Source organism: Motiliproteus sp. MSK22-1 (genome assembly GCF_001968815.1).
Lineage (GTDB): Bacteria > Pseudomonadota > Gammaproteobacteria > Pseudomonadales > Balneatricaceae > Motiliproteus.
This window is the reverse complement of the sequence record NZ_MIEQ01000027.1, coordinates 65,206-82,703: the sequence shown is the minus strand read 5'-3', so window position 1 is coordinate 82,703 and position 17,498 is coordinate 65,206. Positions and strand designations below refer to the sequence as shown.

The window sequence follows — 17,498 nt, the reverse complement described above, 5'->3', positions numbered from 1 at the left end:
AGGGTCCAACGCCTCTACAAGTACGCAAAGGCGGCGCTCCTACGCCTTTGATAACAGCGGATTAACAGCACCTTCTTGACGATTCTCCTGCCCCGTTGTCTATTAATTCAATGTTAAAAATGCCTTGGTTGCAGGTACGAACAGCTTGCGGGTCGGTTGATATAATGGGTTCAGAATCGTAAGATGTTGATGTTATAACATTTTTTATTACAAAAACGCTCACTAAGGATGTTCACATGCGCATACCCACTGTTGCTGCAAGCGCCGTGACCTTAATACTCGCCAGCGCTTCCAGCTTTGCCTCGGAGAGTTGCGGTAAGGTTTCTATCGCCGATATGAACTGGAACTCGGCCACCCTGATTGCCAATATTGACCGTTTTATTCTTGAGCACGGTTATGATTGCGATGCTGAACTGGTACCTGGCGATACAATGCCAACAGGAACCTCGATGATCGAGAAAGGTGAACCAGATATTGCTCCCGAGCTTTGGAGCAACTCCATGAAAGATGCTCTGGACAAGGGTGTAGCCGAAAAACGGCTACGAATCGCAGGTAAATCACTTTCTGATGGTGGAGAAGAAGGTTTCTGGGTTCCACAGTATATGGTCGATAAAGATCCCAGCCTCGCGTCCATCCAGGGCGTAATAGCCAACGCCAAACTGTTTGAACACCCAGAAGACCCTGACCGTTCTGCCTTTATCGGTTGCCCGGCGGGTTGGAACTGCCAGATTACCGGTGGAAATCTGTTTAAAGCGTTGGACCTGGAAGGAGCAGGATTCGATCTGATTGATCCCGGCTCAAGTGCAGGCCTCTCCGGTTCCATCGCTCGAGCTTATGAACGCCAGAAACCCTGGTTCGGGTATTATTGGGCGCCCACCGCTGTACTGGGAAAATATAAGATGGTTAAGGTAGATTTTGGTTCCGGGGTAGATCTGGAACACTATTTAACCTGCACCAGTAAAGCCGATTGTGAAACCCCAAAAGCCACCATGTACCCACCCTCTCCCGTACATACTGTGACGACCGAAGCTTTTGCCTCCCGTGCCCCAGGCGCATATAAATACCTCAGCACCCGAGCCTTCAAAAATGTACAGATGAATCAACTGCTTGCATGGATGGAAGAAAACCAGGCAGACGGTGACATTGCCATGGAGCATTTTCTGAAAAACTACGAGAGCACCTGGTCCCCCTGGGTTTCTGATGCGGTAGCGGGGAAAGTAAAAGCAGCCCTTGATAACCTCTGACTTCCATTCCAGCTGCTAAGGGCTGCTGTATTTGTTGAACGACTCAAACCCGTTAGGGGCTTGGGTCGTTCGTCACAAGTGCTGAACCAGCAAAATAAGTATCGGCAGTACGCAACTAGCGGGGCCATACTTAATAACGTAACCCAGAACGACGTAATCAAGCTCTGGAGGCTTAGATGGCCGACTCTTCCTGGCTCACCAAGTTCCCGCAAATGGATCGAACCGATCTATTGGCAATCCGAAAATCACTGGACGCCGCCTACCGCGAGTTTTCCCGCAGCTACGGTGACTTAATTGAATCCTTCTTCGATCCGTTACTCAGTTTTCTGATCTGGTTTGAAAAACTATTACTGCAATCTCCCTGGTGGGCGGTGATTCTGGCAGTAACGGTTTTGGTTTATCTGGCCAGTCGTTCCTGGAAACTATCCTTAAGTGTTGTACTTGCTTTCCTGGCTATCGGTTATTTCGGTATGTGGGAAAATACCATGCGAACCATGAGTATCATCACGGTATGCACCTTACTGTCTATTTTCCTTGGCATTCCTATTGGCATTATGATGGCCCGCTCAAACCGAGTACAAGCCATCGTCACACCGATACTTGATATCATGCAGACCATGCCTGCCTTTGTTTATCTGATACCCGTAGTCATGTTATTGGGAATCGGTAAGATACCGGGGGTAATCGCGGTTGTTATCTACGCCATACCACCTGTGATCCGGTTAACCAACCTTGGCATTCGCCTGGTCGACAGGGAGGTTCTGGAGGCTGCGACTGCCTATGGGGCCAGCCCGATGCAGCGCCTTTTTGGTGTACAACTCCCGCTGGCCTCTCCCACTATAATGGCCGGAATCAATCAAACCATCATGATGGCTCTGGCAATGGTCGTAATCGCCTCTATGATCGGGGTAAAAGGCCTAGGGCAGCCGGTATTGAAATCAATCACCAATCAGTATTTCACCCTTGGGTTATTTAACGGTCTTGCGATAGTCGCCCTGGCAATCATCTTCGATCGCGTTTCTCAAGCCTACGCAAAGCGCGCTCAGAAACATATGCAAGGTACAAAAGATGCCTGATACTCGTATCCAAGAACAAACAGCTCACCCCCAGCAACAAGCGATTGATAAGCGGAAACAAGCAGAGCAGCCGGATCAACAGCCGTTTATCCAGATAGAAGCGCTCTATAAGGTTTTTGGTAATACTCCATCTACCGTGATGCCTCTGGTGAAAGAGGGTAAGTCCAAGGATGATATATTAGCTGAAACCGGTCATACCGTTGGACTCAAGGCCATCAACCTGAATATCCAAAAGGGAGAGATTTTTGTCATCATGGGCCTCTCTGGCTCAGGAAAATCGACACTTATTCGTCACTTTAACCGACTGATAGATCCCACCGAAGGACGCATCATCGTTGAAGGCACCGATGTTATGCAGTTATCTGCCAAAGAGCTTGAACAGTTCCGCCGCCATAAAATGTCGATGGTTTTTCAGCGCTTTGGATTAATGCCCCATCGTACCGTGATAGAAAACGTCAGCTATGGACTCGCCGTTCAAGGCGTTGCAAAACAGACTCGCCTGGAGAAAGCACAGCAGTGGCTGGAAACAGTCGGCCTGTCCGGTTATGAAGAGCAGTTCCCCTCACAGCTTTCAGGGGGTCAACAGCAACGAGTGGGACTGGCCCGCGCTCTGTGCACCGATGCAGAAATTCTGCTAATGGATGAAGCTTTCTCCGCTCTGGACCCGTTAATCAGGAGCGAGATGCAGGACCAATTGATTGAACTTCAGGAAAAACTGCACAAAACAATCATTTTTATTACTCATGATTTAGATGAAGCCCTACGACTGGGCGACCGTATTGCAATCCTTAAAGACGGAGAGTTGATACAGCAAGGAGCCCCGGTTGATATCCTCTTAAAACCTGCCGATAGCTATGTGGAGGCATTTGTTAGAGATGTAAACCGTGCTCGCGCACTCACTGTAGAAACCGTAATGAAGCCGGCCTTGTGTCGCATTAGCGCAGAAACAATCGACGAAGCACTGATACAAATGAAAAAGGTACCGGGAAATTACGGTTTCTATGTAAACGAGGAAGGCTACCAGGGAGTTATCAGTCAACGCTCTCTGGAAGCCGCTGCGCTAAAAGATGGAGGGCACCGGCTAGATACTGAGATTCTCGAGGAGATTCCATCAATTTCACCGGAGGCTCTGCTGGAATCGGTTATTCCCGAAACTCTCGATACCGACTGTCCACTACCGGTTGTGGACGAAAATGGCGGACTGCAAGGGGAACTGTCCAGGGCCAGCCTGGCTGAAGTCCTCGGTGACGGCACCGATCACCGGGCAGCATAGCAACAGTAACAGTAACAGAATCACCGTCCTTGCATCTGGACCAGCAGGCATAAAAAAAGGGGCTTCTGAAACAAAAGCCCCTGAACCCAAAATGAATCCATCTAGAACAGGGATTCATCCATCGCCATGATAGAGCGGCTCCCTCCCGTTGCGGCTGCAGCATAGCTTAGATATCGCGGTAAAACCTGCTCCATATAAAACTCCGCCGTTGCCAGCTTCGCATCACAAAAATCTGTATCGGCACCGGATTGTTGCAACAGCCGTTCAGCCGCCGAGGCCCCACAGAGCATCTGCCAGCCACCGCAGACCGTTCCGGCAAGCATCATATAGTTAAAAGACAAGCTTCCGGCAAGATTAATATCATCCTTGGCACCTTTAAGCAGAAACGCCTGAGTTTGCCCCATGGACTCAATAGCGGATAGCAGCTCCCCTGCAATGGCCTTGAGTCGCTCTGACCCCTGTTGCGCTATCTCCACGGATTCCAGCATTTCATTCAGCAAGCAATCCATCGCCGCCCCCTGGTCAAACAACGTCTTCCGACCAACCAGATCCTGCGCTTGAATACCGCTGGTACCCTCATAAATAGTCAGAATTCTCGCATCACGATAGTACTGTGCAGCACCTGTCTCTTCGATAAAGCCCATGCCGCCGTGAACCTGAACCCCCAGAGAAGTTACTTCCTGGGCAACCTCGGTACACCAACCTTTTACAATCGGCGTCAACAAGGCTACTCGTGCCTGATGGTATGCCTGCTGCTCCGCTGTGCCCCGGTGCTGATAGTCCAGACTTCCATAGGCACTATAGGTTAGCGCACGACCGGCTTCGGTCAGAGTTCTCATCGTCATTAACATTCGGCGCACATCAGGATGCCGAATGATTTTACTGGCTTCTTTGTCCCCAGGCGCCGGACACTGCACCCGATCCCGGGCATAATCCACTGCCAGCTGATAAGCTCGCTCAGACAATGAAACGCCCTGAAGCCCAACCCCGAGACGAGCGTTGTTCATCATCGTGAACATGCAGGCAAGGCCTTTATGCGGCTCTCCTACCAAATAACCAACAGCCCCTTGCTGGTCTCCAAAGCTCATCACACAAGTCGGGCTGGAATGAATACCCATTTTATGTTCCAGAGATACGGCTCCACAGTCATTTTTTTCAGCCAGCGAACCATCCTTATTAACCAGGTATTTGGGCACCACAAATAATGAAATACCCCGGACGCCCGGAGGAGCGTCCGGTAAGCGGGCTAACACCAGGTGGATGATATTCTCTGCCATATCATGTTCACCCCAGGTGATAAAAATCTTTTGGCCTTTAATGCGATAATGATCGCCTTCCGGCTCAGCTCGACTACGAATCGCAGCCAGATCCGAACCTGCCTGCGGTTCGGTCAGATTCATCGACCCGGTCCATTCACCACTGACCATCTTGGGAATATAGCGGTTCTTCAATTCAGCGCTGGCATTGGCATCAAGCGCTTCAATCGCCCCCTGAGTCAGTAGTGGGCACAGTCCCCAGGACAGGTTGGCTGACTGCCACATTTCCATCACCGGAGTAGACAGAACAAGAGGCATCCCCTGCCCGCCCTGATCAGGATCAAACTGCAACGACCCCCAGCCTCCTTCCACGAACTGCTGGTAGGCTTCCTTATAGCCTTCAGGTGTAGGAACATCACCGTTCTCATTCAGCGCTACCCCCTGCTGATCTCCAATGACATTCAGTGGCGAAAGAACCTCCCCCGCTAGCTTTGCCGCCTCTTCGAGAATGGCCGAAACCATATCAGGCGTAGCCTCTTCATAGCCGGGCAGTGTTGAAATATCATCCATCCCGACCAGCTGCTGGAGGACAAAATTCATATCTTTTAGTGGGGCTCTATACTCGGCCATAAGTCAGTCCTGATTTGCTTTTTCGTTCTTCACATTCGGTTTAGGTAATTTTCTGTCAATTAGGCTGTTCGATTAAAACGGTTCAGTTGAAGCAAGCAGACTGAACCGTTTCCATCACCAGAACACTAATCGAGATCTTTCGCCTGAGAGCGCAGCACAAACTTCTGAATTTTTCCGGTCGAGGTCTTTGGCAAGCCGCCAAAAACCACAGTTTTGGGTACTTTAAAACGAGCCATATTGTTACGGCAGAACTCAATCACATCCTGCTCGGTCAGCTCAGCGCCTTCAACCAGTGTGACAAAAGCACAGGGGGTTTCTCCCCATTTATCATCCGGTCTGGCTACCACAGCGGCTTCCTGAATCTGTGGATGACGATAAAGCACATCCTCTACTTCGATACTGGAGATATTCTCACCACCAGAGATGATGACATCCTTAGATCGGTCTTTAATTTCAACATAACCATCCTCATGCCAAACAGCCAAATCGCCGGAATGGAACCATCCACCCGTAAAAGACTCATCAGTGGTGGATGGATTCTTCAGATAGCCCTTCATGACCAGATTGCCACGCATGAAAATCTCCCCGATGGTTTCGCCATCTTTGGGGACGGGTGCTAACGTTGTTGGGTCAGCGACCATCAGACCTTCCAGCATCGGCGCACGAACACCCTGGCGTGCCTTTAACCTGGCTTTTTGCTCAGCGTCACTATCATTCCACTCATCCTGCCAAGCGCAAATAACAGAAGGGCCGTAAGTTTCCGTAAGACCGTAGACATGGGTCACTTTAAAGCCCATCTCTTCCATCCCCTGGATAACCGCAGCAGGAGGAGCCGCTCCTGCGGTCATTACTTTAACCTGATGATTTATCCCCTGTTTCAGTTCAGCAGATGCTCCATTAAGCATGTTCAAGACAATCGGAGCACCACAGAAATGGTTAACCTGCTCTGATTTGATCAGTTTATAAATAGGCTCAGCACGAACATGTCTTAAACAGACATTGGTACCGACACTGGCGGCAATTGACCAAGGGAAGCACCAACCATTGCAATGAAACATCGGCAGAGTCCACAGATAAGTCGGATGCTGCCCCATATCCCAGGACAAGACATTGCTGATGGCATTGAGATACGCCCCCCGGTGGTGATAGACCACCCCCTTCGGGTTACCCGTAGTACCGGAGGTATAATTAAGACTGATGGCACGCCACTCATCATCCGGTCTCTGCCAATCGTAATCGGAATCCCCCTCATCAAGCAGTTGCTCATAGGTCATGGAACCAATAAGTTCACCACCATTATAGTTTGGATCATCAAGGTAACTGGGATCATCAATATCAATAACCAATGGTTTCTTTTCAACCATTTTCAGAGCCTTTGATACGACTTCGGAAAACTCACGCTCGGTAATCAACACTTTGGTTTCGGCATGCTGGAGTATAAAAGCAACGGTTTCAGCATCCAGTCTGGTATTGATGGAATTAAGCACAGCCCCGGACATGGGTATACCAAAGTGGGCCTCAAAATGTTCAGGGATATTCGGGGCCAATACAGAGACGGTATCACCAACCTCAACCCCTCTCTTGCTCAGAGCGCTCGCCAGTTGCTTACAACGCTGGTATGTTTCCTTCCAGTTGCGCCGAACATCCCCATGAACGACCGCTGTTTTCTGCGGGTAAACAAAAGCAGCTCGCTCCAGAAAGGTCAACGGGCTGAGTGGTTCATAATTGGCAGAATTCTGATCCAGGTACTGTTCATAGGGATTGCTTGGTGACTGCGGCATTGATGTCCCCTTCAATGTATCGTTACGTTGATTGGCTGTTTATTCAAATCTGGCTGACTGCACATCAGTAAATATCGATCAGATGGCCTATCGGAGTACAGGCAAACCCATGCAGCCAATAGCAGGATAGATGCTAAAGTTATCGCCGGAACCATAATACGGGTTTTCCCCTATAAAAAACAATGTAACTTTGGAAAAACACCGATCTAATACGACTAATTGCTAATACAGGCACCCATTAATGATTAAAACAGACACCGATATAACTGAACTAAGTCACGTAAGTTGTTAAATATAGCCATTCTATTCTGACCTGAGTCCTGAGAAACTGGACAGCGTCGCCTGAACCCCCGACAATAGGAACATATCAACTAACAACCGTTTCAAAAGTCATAAAAATTATATTTGCCGCTATTGATATGCCTTACGCCGGCTGATATCCACGACATCAGGTGGCCAAAGTGTTTGGTAACAGCAGCCATGAATAAACCCAGAACCAAGGGAGTTACGAACAAGTCCTCAGAACCTGTGGCGCTACGAGTGACTAGAGATCAAGGCAACAACGACAGCGATATTCAGGTCTATCGAACCTTGCTGCGATAGGGATCCGGTCTCCTGAAAGCCCAAACAGCCCGCAGAGAAATTAATGCACTTATTCGCAGGTTCCCCGATACATGCCTGACTCAATGCTTCAGCAAGATGACTACACACCACTGGACCGTTACCGGCAACTTGCCGAAAAGTCTCCAGATCTTATCTCCAGACATGCTCCGGAAGACTTCAGCTTTATTGACGTCAACCCGGCCGTGGAGAAAATTCTTGGCTACGCGCCTGAAGAAATTATCGGCATACCCGCTTATGATTTGTTTCATCCTGAAGATGCCAACACCTGGGCAAACCGAGATAGTGGAGTAACCTACAGAGAAGGCGTCTATACCAGTACTTATCGATTCAAATGCAAAAGCGGCAGCTATGTATGGCTAGAAACCACCAGTCGCTCTATTCGCAATCCAGAAACAGGAAACATGGAAGAGATTATCTGTGTTTCCAGGGATGTTACCGAGCGCGTGCAGACCGAGCACACCATGACCCGGCTGGCACGGGTGGTAGAGGCCTCTTCAGACCTGGTAATGTTCAGTACCGAAGATCACCAGATCAACTATCTCAATGAAGCCGCCCAAAAAACCATGAATATTGATAAGGGCCGTTTCCCGACATTACATCTTGATGAGCTTGTTTCCCGAGAGACCTATCATGTAATGCAGGAAAAACTATTCCCCCAGGTCATGAAAACAGGTAACTGGCGAGGAGAAATCCCCTTAAAGCCCGACTCGATGGAAGACCGTATCGCCGTGATTCAGCAAATCATCGCCCATAAGTCTGAGGAGGGTGATTTACAGTATTTTTCGATCATTGGTCGTGATATCACTGACTACAAAAAAGCTGAAGAAGAATCAATGCAGCACCAGCTGGAAATGGCTCATATCTCAAGACTGCTGTCAGTCGGTGAAATGGCTTCAGGACTCGCTCATGAAATAAATCAGCCTCTGGCCGCGATCCTCAACTACAGTCGCGGCTCACTGCGTCGTATCGAAGACGGCAGCATGGCCCGTGTGGAGGATATCAAAAAAGCACTGGAACTGATCGCTCGGCAGGCGGTAAGAGCTGCTGACATCATCAAACGACTTCGCAGCTTTGTAAAGAAAACAGAGTACCAGCGGATGGAATTCCAGATTAATGACGTGTGCGAGGAGATATCTCAATTTCTCGAACAGGAAGCTCAAAACGCCGGTATTCGCTTTATTTTCCGTTTCGATGATAACAACCCGCGGATACATGCAGACAAAGTTCAGATAGAACAGGTCATCCTGAACCTGCTGCGCAATGCTATAGAATCCTATAAACACTCTGATCAGCCGGTAAAAACCATTACAATACAAACTCGGCAAAAAGATGGACAGATGAGAATACTGATCCAGGATCAGGGATCAGGCATTTCGAGTCAGCAACTTGAAAACCTGTTTGAGCCATTCTTTACTACCAAAGAGAATGGTCTCGGTATGGGTCTATCAATTTCAAGAACAATAATTGAGGCACATGGGGGGCGCCTTTGGGCAGAGTCCGACGGTCGTTCAACGACCACCTTCACGATACGGCTTCCCCTGGGTACAAATTAGTATTCCTCTAGGTACATACATGACGACAGCCACTAATTCAGTTACAAAGTCCAGTGCAAGCAACAATGTTTTTGTAGTCGACGATGATGATGCCTTTCGCGACTCCCTGACCTGGTTACTGGATTCTCCTGATTATCAGATCAGAAGCTTTTCATCTGGAGAGCAGTTTCTTGAATCCTATCAAGGAGAACCGGGTTGCCTGCTATTGGATATCAGAATGCCCGGCATTAACGGCCTGGCATTACAACAAGAACTAAACAAACGCCGCTTTCGTCTCCCCATTATTGTCATTACCGGTCACGGTGATATTCCGATGGCTGTAACAGCCATCAAGAACGGTGCTATGGATTTTGTCGAAAAGCCGTTTGATGATCAGGTACTGCTCAACCAGGTTTCCCGCGCACTGAAGCTGTCAGAACAATGGCAAAACGCCGCCCAACAGGAAATCAAGGTTTTGGGCTACTACGATACCCTGAGCAAACGAGAAAAGCAGGTCATGAATCTGGTTGTAGAGGGCATGGCAAATAAGGTGATAGCTGAAACACTGGATATCAGCCCGAAGACAGTGGAAGTGCACCGGGCTCGGGTCATGTCTAAGATGAACGCTAAAAGTCTACCGGAGTTGGTCAATCAGGCGCAGATTATTCACAATACGGATAGCTGACTTAGCGATTGATAGCTGACTTGGCGATTTCTGCCTCTTTTTATCTCAACAAGGAACAATCTTATCCGATTCCGCCCGTCCGCTTATACGCTCTATTCGAGTCCTGTTTTCTAAAGTCTCGTAAAATAAGACCTGAAGGCTAGCCATATACCACTTATCACCCCAGTCTTTATTTTTTGCTGTCGGTAACCAATTGTTCATCACTGGAGATCTATATGCCACTCTTTCACTGCTTTTATGCCTATAGATCTTCTCTTTTTTGACCTGACACTATTTGGCTGGTTGAATACCGAGAGGATTAAATTATGAGGGAACAGGTATGGCCTATATTCTCGCTGTGTTAGGCGGTCTGCTAGCTGCCGGAGTGTTCGGGATAGAAGGTACGATATTTGGCCTTGTCCTCGGTTTTTTGCTGGGAACAATGTTTCAGCAGAAACGGCGACTTCAACAACTGGAATCAAAAATATCTGAGCTTGGCGAAAGTTATGCCAGGTTGTCTCAAGCTTTGTCAACGGTTCAGCAGTCCGACATAGCAATGGCAAAGGCGGATAACAAAACACAGCGAACGACTCGGGACATATCGATAGCAACGCCTGCTGATCCCCCCTCTTCATCATCAGCAGCCAAAACAGACGATACTGATAGTAACGACAAGCTGGATTTCCAACCAATTCATCAGGCAGCTGATGCATCTTTTAACGAAGATTCAGACAAAGTAACCAATGCCCGTTCGGAGACAGAATCAGTTTCCGATCAATGGAGCGCAACCTCTGGCCACAAGACAGTTTCAGCACTGGATGGGATGATCAGTAAATTAGCAGTACGGGTAAAGGACTACTTCACCAGCGGCAACCTGATTGTTCGTGTAGGTGTGATTGTGCTGTTTTTTGGTGTTGGATTCCTGCTTAAATTTGCCGCTGAAAACAGCATGCTGCCCATAGAATTCAGACTGGCAGGGGTTGCTGTTGGCGGTATTATCATGTTGCTGTTAGGCTGGCGCCTTCGTAATCAACAGCAGACCTATGCGCTGGCCCTGCAAGGAGGAGCCGTCGGCGTTCTCTACCTGACTGTCTTTGCTGCGTTGCGACTTTACACCGTTTTACCAGCAACCTTAGCATTGGTGTTAATGCTGTTATTTGTAGCCTTTTCCGCAGCATTAGCGCTGTTACAAAACGCCAGATCATTAGCCGTTCTGGCAACCGCTGGCGGCTTTATGGCTCCCATTCTGACCTCCACCGGCGAAGGAAGCCACGTCGCACTGTTCAGCTACTACCTTTTACTCAACGGCGGTGTTCTGGCAATTGCCTGGTTTCGAGCCTGGCGGGTTTTAAACCTGGTCGGTTTCGGCTTTACCTTTGTTATAGGATCGCTCTGGGGCTTTCAATATTACCAGCCCTCATTCTTTGCCAGTACGGAACCTTTCTTAGTTGCATTCTTTCTGCTTTACACTGCAATCGCTGTTCTTTTTGCCCTGCGGCAACCGCCCAACCTTAAAGGAATGGTCGATGGTACGCTGGTATTTGGCGTGCCACTTGCCGCGGCAGGTCTACAGGCAATGTTAATCAAAGATTATGAATACGGTCTGGCATTCAGTTCCATCACCTTGGGAGCCTTTTATATCCTACTGGCTATAATCCTGTTTCGCCGTGGAGGGGTGCCATTACGGCTGCTGTCAGAGAGTTTTCTATCGACAGGAGTCGTATTTGCAACGCTGGCAGTTCCCTTTGCCTTAGAAGGACGGCTCAGTGCTGCATTCTGGGCGCTGGAAGGGGCAGCGATGGTTTGGGTCGGGCTACGTCAAAACCGATTGGTACCTCGATTGTTCGGGAGTGCATTACAGCTGTTAGGGGCATTACTCTATATCGAGGACATGCACCGTATTAACTGGGACATGCCACTACTGAACAGCCTGTTTCTCGGTACAACGATAATAGCTTTTTCGGGGCTATTCAGTGGTTTTTACATTAATCGTCACCGGGATAAGGTACATTCTTTAGAAAGACGCCTACCTGTTCTGCTGCTCATCTGGGGCATCCTCTGGTGGTTATTTGGCGTTGTTCGGGAAATAGATGACTTTGCCTCAAGTTCGACCGAGTGGGCCTGGCTGTTAGCTGTTCTGGCGGTAACCGGCGTAGTCGCACAGATTCTCAAAACCCGGCTATCCTGGACTCATTTACAGTGGCTAGGACTTGCTCTACTGCCGGCACTGACTTTGGCCGCCCTGGGCGTGATGGTAGACGAATCCCATCCTTTTGTTGGCTGGTTAGCTTTGGGGTGGTTCATGGCATTAACGGCCCAGTACTGGATACTGCATCATTATGATAATCCAGAGGCTTTGTGGTTTCGATTATCCCATGGCCTGAGCTACTGGTTACTGACTTTCCTGATAACCACCGAAACCATCTGGCAGATAGAGCAACTGATAGAGGGTGCGAGCACATGGGAAGCAATCCCGTTTGGATTGGTACCGGCGCTGATGATACTTTGTTTATTTACCCTGGGTAAGCGACTGGATTGGCCGGTAGTCCGTTATAATGAGCTTTATAGCTTCCTGGTGGTAGCGCCCATCGCAGTGTACTTACTGATCTGGACAATGTTGGCGAATGCGGTTTATCCTGGCAGCCCCTGGCCACTCCAGTTTATACCGGTGGTTAATCCGTTGGATCTGACTCTATTGTTCAGCATCTTGGTTCTGTTCAAGTGGTGGCAGCATAGCAAAGAGCAACTCAATGCCAGAGGGCTTAGTCGGCAACTTTATCTGGCTATACTGGGTGGCGCATTATTTCTACTGCTTAACGGTATTGTCGCTCGCACAGTGCATCACTGGAGCGGTATTGCTTTCAATTCTCATGCCTTATTCAACTCTCAAACATTTCAAGCCTCAATTGCTGTGCTTTGGGGAAGCATAGGACTGATCTGCATGCTTGGCGGTACCCGATTTAAGTATCGAACACTCTGGCTGGTCGGTGCCGCAATGATGGTTCTTGTTGTTGCGAAACTGTTCCTTGTAGACTTATCCAACAGCGGTACCGTCGCCCGGATAGTTTCCTTTATAGGTGTAGGTCTGCTACTGCTTGTGGTGGGATATTTTTCACCGGCACCACCCCGTGATCAAAATCCCAGGCAAGAGAAGGCGGATAACCGAGCAGAAGAGGCCGAAGTATGAGATTTATTTACAGGTTAACTTTGCTATTTCTCTTAACCGGATCGGCCCACGCACAAGAAAAGATATTTGAACCTGAAGATTTCGCCTGGGGAATGAAACTGAACACCAGCAGCACAAGTGCCTTTTACCAGCTATCAATCCCGCAAACAGTCTATCAGGGTGTTACCCGGCATGACCTGGGGGACCTTAGAGTCTTTAATGGCCAGGGTCAGATGGTACCTTATGAGCTAAAACTGACTCCACTTCAACAACTTAAAGAGTCATCTCGTCAAACGGTACAGCTATTTCCGCTGTATGGCAGTCAAACAACGAGTATCAAAGCGATTTCTCTTAACCTTAGTCAGCGTATCAATAATGGGTACATGGGCATAACAGCTTCCGAACAAGTACCAAAACAAAATGAGATTCTGTATGGATACCTTATTCAACTCTGGGATTCGACGCCACATCCCAGAGCGGCCAGTTTGCAATTGGATTGGCAGGAATCCAGCCAAGGCCGAGTACACCGACTTAAGGTAGAGCTAAGTAATGACCTTGAAAACTGGACGGTTCTTAACGATGACGCAGTTGTGACCGACCTGCATTTCAATGGTAACCGGCTACTGCAGAATAGTATTTCATTAGCTGATACCTCTTCACGCTATCTCCGATTAAGTCCTGTAAAGGGGAGTGAAATAATTCAACTGAGATCAGCATGGATGACCCCTATTGATCAAAATGAAAAAGGCAAGCGACAGCAGCTTTCGATACAGGAGGTTGTGCAAAATGCGGGGGCAAAGGACAAATCAACCGACGAACTGCTGTTCGAACTACCAGGCCCCTTCCCGGCTGCCGAATTAGAGGTATTACCCAGCGAGCAGAACACCTTTGTTAAGGCCAGGCTCTATTCTCGGTTTGATCATAAAAGCCCCTGGCAATACCGGAGTTCTGGAATGATATATAACCTGACAGCAGATGGCGCTGTTCTGCGGCGGACAAAGTTACACCTGAACCAGGAAACCGATCGCTACTGGAAGCTGGTAACTCAAAGTTCAACCGGAGGCTTTGGTTCCAGCCCGCCAAAACTGGTCTGGCACTGGAGCCCTCACCAGCTATTGTACTCTGCCCGGGGCGATGGTCCTTTTGTGCTGGCGTATGGTAGTGGTAAAGCAGGTCTTATCACAGGATCCGGACTGCATGTTTTCGCTCATAATCAGCAAACAGCGCTAGTCAACCAGCAGGTTCAACCGGGCGAGCAGTACGAACTAAAAGGAGAAGAGGCTCTTTCAAAAACCAGAGAAGTGGACTGGAAACAAGTGATGCTGTGGGGCGTGTTGATCTTGTCAGCACTCCTGTTAGTGGCAATGGCTTGGTCAACATTACGGCAGATGCGACAAGGTGATAATAACCCGGCTCCCTGAATCGAAACACCTATCAGTCAGCCAAAAAAGGCGGGGATATATTTATTCCGAGCTGCGGGAAAACAAATCCCGCTCAAGGTTAAGTAACTTTTCTTTGACATTCAGACCTCCCGCATAACCAATCAGTTCGCCATTGCTACCGATGATGCGATGGCAAGGAACCAGAATGCTGATAGCGTTCGCCCCATTGGCACTGGCAACAGCTCTGACTGCTTTCTTATTACCGAGCTTTTCCGCCAGTTGTGCATAACTGGAAACGGCACCAAAAGGGATCGTTAATAATGCTTCCCAAACGCTCCGTTGAAAATCTGTCCCAGCCAGGTACAACGGAATATCAAATTGATTTCTTTTGTAGGAAAAATATTCCTCTAACTGCTTAATAGTGCTTTCTACCACAGCACTTTCTTTCTCTATATAAATGGCTTTCAGGTTCTTTTTTATTCTGTTATCAACAGAATCCCTTGCTTTTCTATACTGCCAGTCACAGAGACAGAGTTTATCCTGATAAGATCCAAGAATTAAACTTCCACATGGAGATTTATAATATTGAATATTAATTGATTCCATCTAATTTTTCTCTGTCCTAGTTAATACTAAATATTCTCGGCTGTAGATTATAGCTTAAATATTCTTTAAACAAGTTCATTCTGACCACCCTGCAAACACTCATTAATCAGTCACATTATTCTGGACAAAATCTATGAACTTTCCCACTAAAGCACTGTCCTTCTTTCGTTGAGTATAGAATGCGTAGAAATTCTTGGATTGGAGACTATAACCTGGTAACAACGTTACAAGAGTTCCCTCTTCAATACCCTGCTGTACAATATAGTTCGGAAGGACTGCTGCCCCCTGATGCCGGACTACAGCATCATATACTGATTTCTTAGAATTAAATGTTAAGCTTCCAGTCAGGGTAATACTCTGAAGACTACCTTGGTAGTCAAACTCAAGTCTATTGTATGTATTTTCAGAATGACTGAAAGTAATGTAGTCCAATTTTTCCAGATCACTCAACTGCTCTGGAAGAGTATTTTTTTTTATATATTCTGTACTGGCGCATAGTACTGATCTATCTGTTGAAATTCTTTTAGACAAATAGGGTTCATTAGTCAAATTTGTACTACGAAATGCAATATGGATATTTTCTCTAATTAAATCAACAATATCGTTACTGTAGCTTGCCCGGATAGAAACATCAGGATATTTTTTCTTAAACTCAAAGACCAAAGGCGTTAAAACGATATTCCCCCACAGCTCCGGCGCGGTAATTCTCAACTCACCGGTAAGGCGATTCTTAATATAATTTAAGTTATCCAGCAGGCCATCATAGGACGCCAATATTTCCATTGCAGCATCATAATACAACTCTCCCGCGTTGGTGATACCGATTGATCGCGTTGATCGATTCAACAAAACACTGCCCAGATCCTTCTCCAGTTGCTGAATGTCCTTGGTTGCCTTTGAAGCAGCAATGCCCATCTTGTCAGCAGCTGCGCTGAAGGTTCCCAGATGAATGATCTTAACGAACAACTGCATGAGATAGATTCGGTCGATCTGGGCCATGATTATTTCACCTGAGGAAATTAAGAAACCCATATTAGAGCCATTAATTACCATTGGTCAAGATGATACAACTACAACCTATTGCTCATGACCTATTACAAACACTCTTTGGATCACTCATTATGAAAGTTTATCAAATCCATAAAAACAGTCTTTTGATGACAGAACAGGAAGTTCCTGAATGCGGTTCCAACCAGATTCTGGTTAAAATGAAGGCCCTCGCTCTGAATCACCGAGATCACCTGGTGGTTAACGGAATCACCCGCTGGAAGCTAAAGGAGGATGGACGGGTTCCCGTCGCAGATGGCGCAGGTGAAGTTGTCGCTATAGGTAAAGATGTGACTGAGTTAGCAGTCGGAGATCGGGTAAGCAGCCTGATCGTCCCAAACTGGCAGGATGGGGAAATGACCCCAGCCAAATTGCAGGGCTCTCCGGGCGGCCCCGGTGCAGATGGGGTTGCTGCCGAGTACGTACGATTCAACGAAACCGCAGTGATTAAAATTCCAGACTATCTATCCTACCAGGAAGCAGCCACACTGCCTTGTGCCGCTTTAACCGCGTGGAATGGCGTAGTCGAGAAGTCTGACTTAAAACCCGGCAATACTGTTCTGATTCTAGGTACCGGAGGAGTCTCACTGTTTGCCATGCAATTTGCTTTGATGATGGGCTCCGAGGTGATTGTGACATCAAGCAATGACAGGAAACTTATGGAGGTGAAAAGACTTGGAGCACATCACACTGTTAATTACGCTGCAAACCCAGACTGGGTCGATCAGGTTCTTCAAATAACCAATGGCCTGGGCGTTGACCATATTGCAGAAGTTGTAGGAGGCAGCCACCTGAACACCTCGCTTCAATGCATCAGGCCGGGCGGTACGATCGCACAGATAGGAGCCATTCAAGGTGTGTGTGACGGTAATGTTGATACAGCAGAAATAATGTATAACGCGGTCAATATTAAAGGTGTTGAGGTGGGGTCAAAAGCAATGCACGCCCGGATGCTAAGAGCCATGGAGGTCCGCCAGACTAAACCCGTTATAGATAAGGTATTTGAATTCTCAGATCTCGCCGAAGCCATTGAGTATCAGGGAAGCGGTAACCACTTTGGCAAAATAGCTGTAAATCTTTAATTGTATTTTCGGCTTTTGGCACCAACTAATAATCAGAAGGATTCCAAAAACTTCTGATTTTACAACCGAGAGCCGATCCCTGGATTTATCTTCGCCCAATAAATAAAAAGTAGACCTGGATACCAGGCCCAGAAA

The 17,498-nt window shown here is 47.8% G+C and carries 12 protein-coding genes; 8 read left to right on the top strand and 4 right to left on the bottom strand.

Annotated features, from left to right (window positions below):
* The first annotated feature begins 236 nt into the window (after positions 1-236).
* The 3 genes from BGP75_RS06555 to BGP75_RS06545 all read left to right on the top strand — a co-directional run bounded on the left by BGP75_RS06555 (position 237) and on the right by BGP75_RS06545 (position 3,593).
* The gene (locus BGP75_RS06555; RefSeq protein WP_076716821.1) at positions 237-1,244 is read left to right on the top strand and encodes an ABC transporter substrate-binding protein; all 1,008 of its coding nucleotides are present in this window, start codon (positions 237-239) and stop codon (positions 1,242-1,244) included.
* 176 nt (positions 1,245-1,420) lie between these two features.
* Entirely contained in the window at positions 1,421-2,320 is a 900-nt protein-coding gene (locus tag BGP75_RS06550) for a proline/glycine betaine ABC transporter permease (RefSeq protein WP_076716818.1), read from the top strand.
* Positions 2,313-3,593, top strand: a complete 1,281-nt coding sequence (locus BGP75_RS06545; RefSeq protein WP_083704662.1) for a glycine betaine/L-proline ABC transporter ATP-binding protein — start codon at positions 2,313-2,315, stop codon at positions 3,591-3,593. The genes BGP75_RS06550 and BGP75_RS06545 overlap by 8 nt, the downstream gene beginning before the upstream one ends.
* A gap of 101 nt (positions 3,594-3,694) precedes the next feature.
* Here the strand turns inward: BGP75_RS06545 and BGP75_RS06540 are convergent, their stop codons facing one another.
* Positions 3,695-5,479: an acyl-CoA dehydrogenase family protein gene (locus BGP75_RS06540; protein ID WP_076716816.1), complete on the bottom strand. Its 1,785-nt coding sequence runs from the start codon at positions 5,477-5,479 to the stop codon at positions 3,695-3,697.
* Positions 5,480-5,604: 125 nt separating this feature from the next.
* Entirely contained in the window at positions 5,605-7,260 is a 1,656-nt protein-coding gene (locus BGP75_RS06535) for an acyl-CoA synthetase (protein ID WP_076716814.1), read from the bottom strand.
* Positions 7,261-7,934: 674 nt separating this feature from the next.
* On the opposite strand from BGP75_RS06535, the gene BGP75_RS06530 reads away from it, so the two are divergent.
* The 4 genes from BGP75_RS06530 (at position 7,935) to BGP75_RS06515 (ending at position 14,667) form a co-directional block, all read left to right on the top strand.
* Positions 7,935-9,437, top strand: a complete 1,503-nt coding sequence (locus BGP75_RS06530) for a PAS domain S-box protein (RefSeq protein ID WP_076716811.1) — start codon at positions 7,935-7,937, stop codon at positions 9,435-9,437.
* A gap of 19 nt (positions 9,438-9,456) precedes the next feature.
* Positions 9,457-10,101 (top strand): response regulator transcription factor, encoded by a 645-nt coding sequence (locus tag BGP75_RS06525; protein ID WP_076716809.1) that lies wholly within the window; start codon positions 9,457-9,459, stop codon positions 10,099-10,101.
* Positions 10,102-10,420: 319 nt separating this feature from the next.
* A complete protein-coding gene (locus tag BGP75_RS06520; protein ID WP_076716806.1) occupies positions 10,421-13,267 on the top strand; it encodes a DUF2339 domain-containing protein in 2,847 nt (948 codons plus the stop codon).
* On the top strand, positions 13,264-14,667 hold the full coding sequence (locus tag BGP75_RS06515) for a DUF3999 domain-containing protein (protein ID WP_076716803.1): 1,404 nt from the start codon (positions 13,264-13,266) through the stop codon (positions 14,665-14,667). Before BGP75_RS06520 ends, BGP75_RS06515 begins: the two co-directional genes overlap by 4 nt.
* A gap of 42 nt (positions 14,668-14,709) precedes the next feature.
* Here BGP75_RS06515 and BGP75_RS06510 read toward each other — a convergent pair whose 3' ends face one another.
* Entirely contained in the window at positions 14,710-15,234 is a 525-nt protein-coding gene (locus BGP75_RS06510) for a methylated-DNA--[protein]-cysteine S-methyltransferase (RefSeq protein WP_076716801.1), read from the bottom strand.
* A 102-nt stretch (positions 15,235-15,336) separates the two neighbouring features.
* Positions 15,337-16,233 carry a LysR family transcriptional regulator gene (locus BGP75_RS06505; RefSeq protein ID WP_076716799.1) on the bottom strand — a complete coding sequence of 299 codons (897 nt, stop codon included), beginning with the start codon at positions 16,231-16,233 and terminating at the stop codon, positions 15,337-15,339.
* 122 nt (positions 16,234-16,355) lie between these two features.
* On the opposite strand from BGP75_RS06505, the gene BGP75_RS06500 reads away from it, so the two are divergent.
* Entirely contained in the window at positions 16,356-17,363 is a 1,008-nt protein-coding gene (locus BGP75_RS06500; protein WP_076716796.1) for an NAD(P)-dependent alcohol dehydrogenase, read from the top strand.
* Positions 17,364-17,498: the final 135 nt, after the last annotated feature.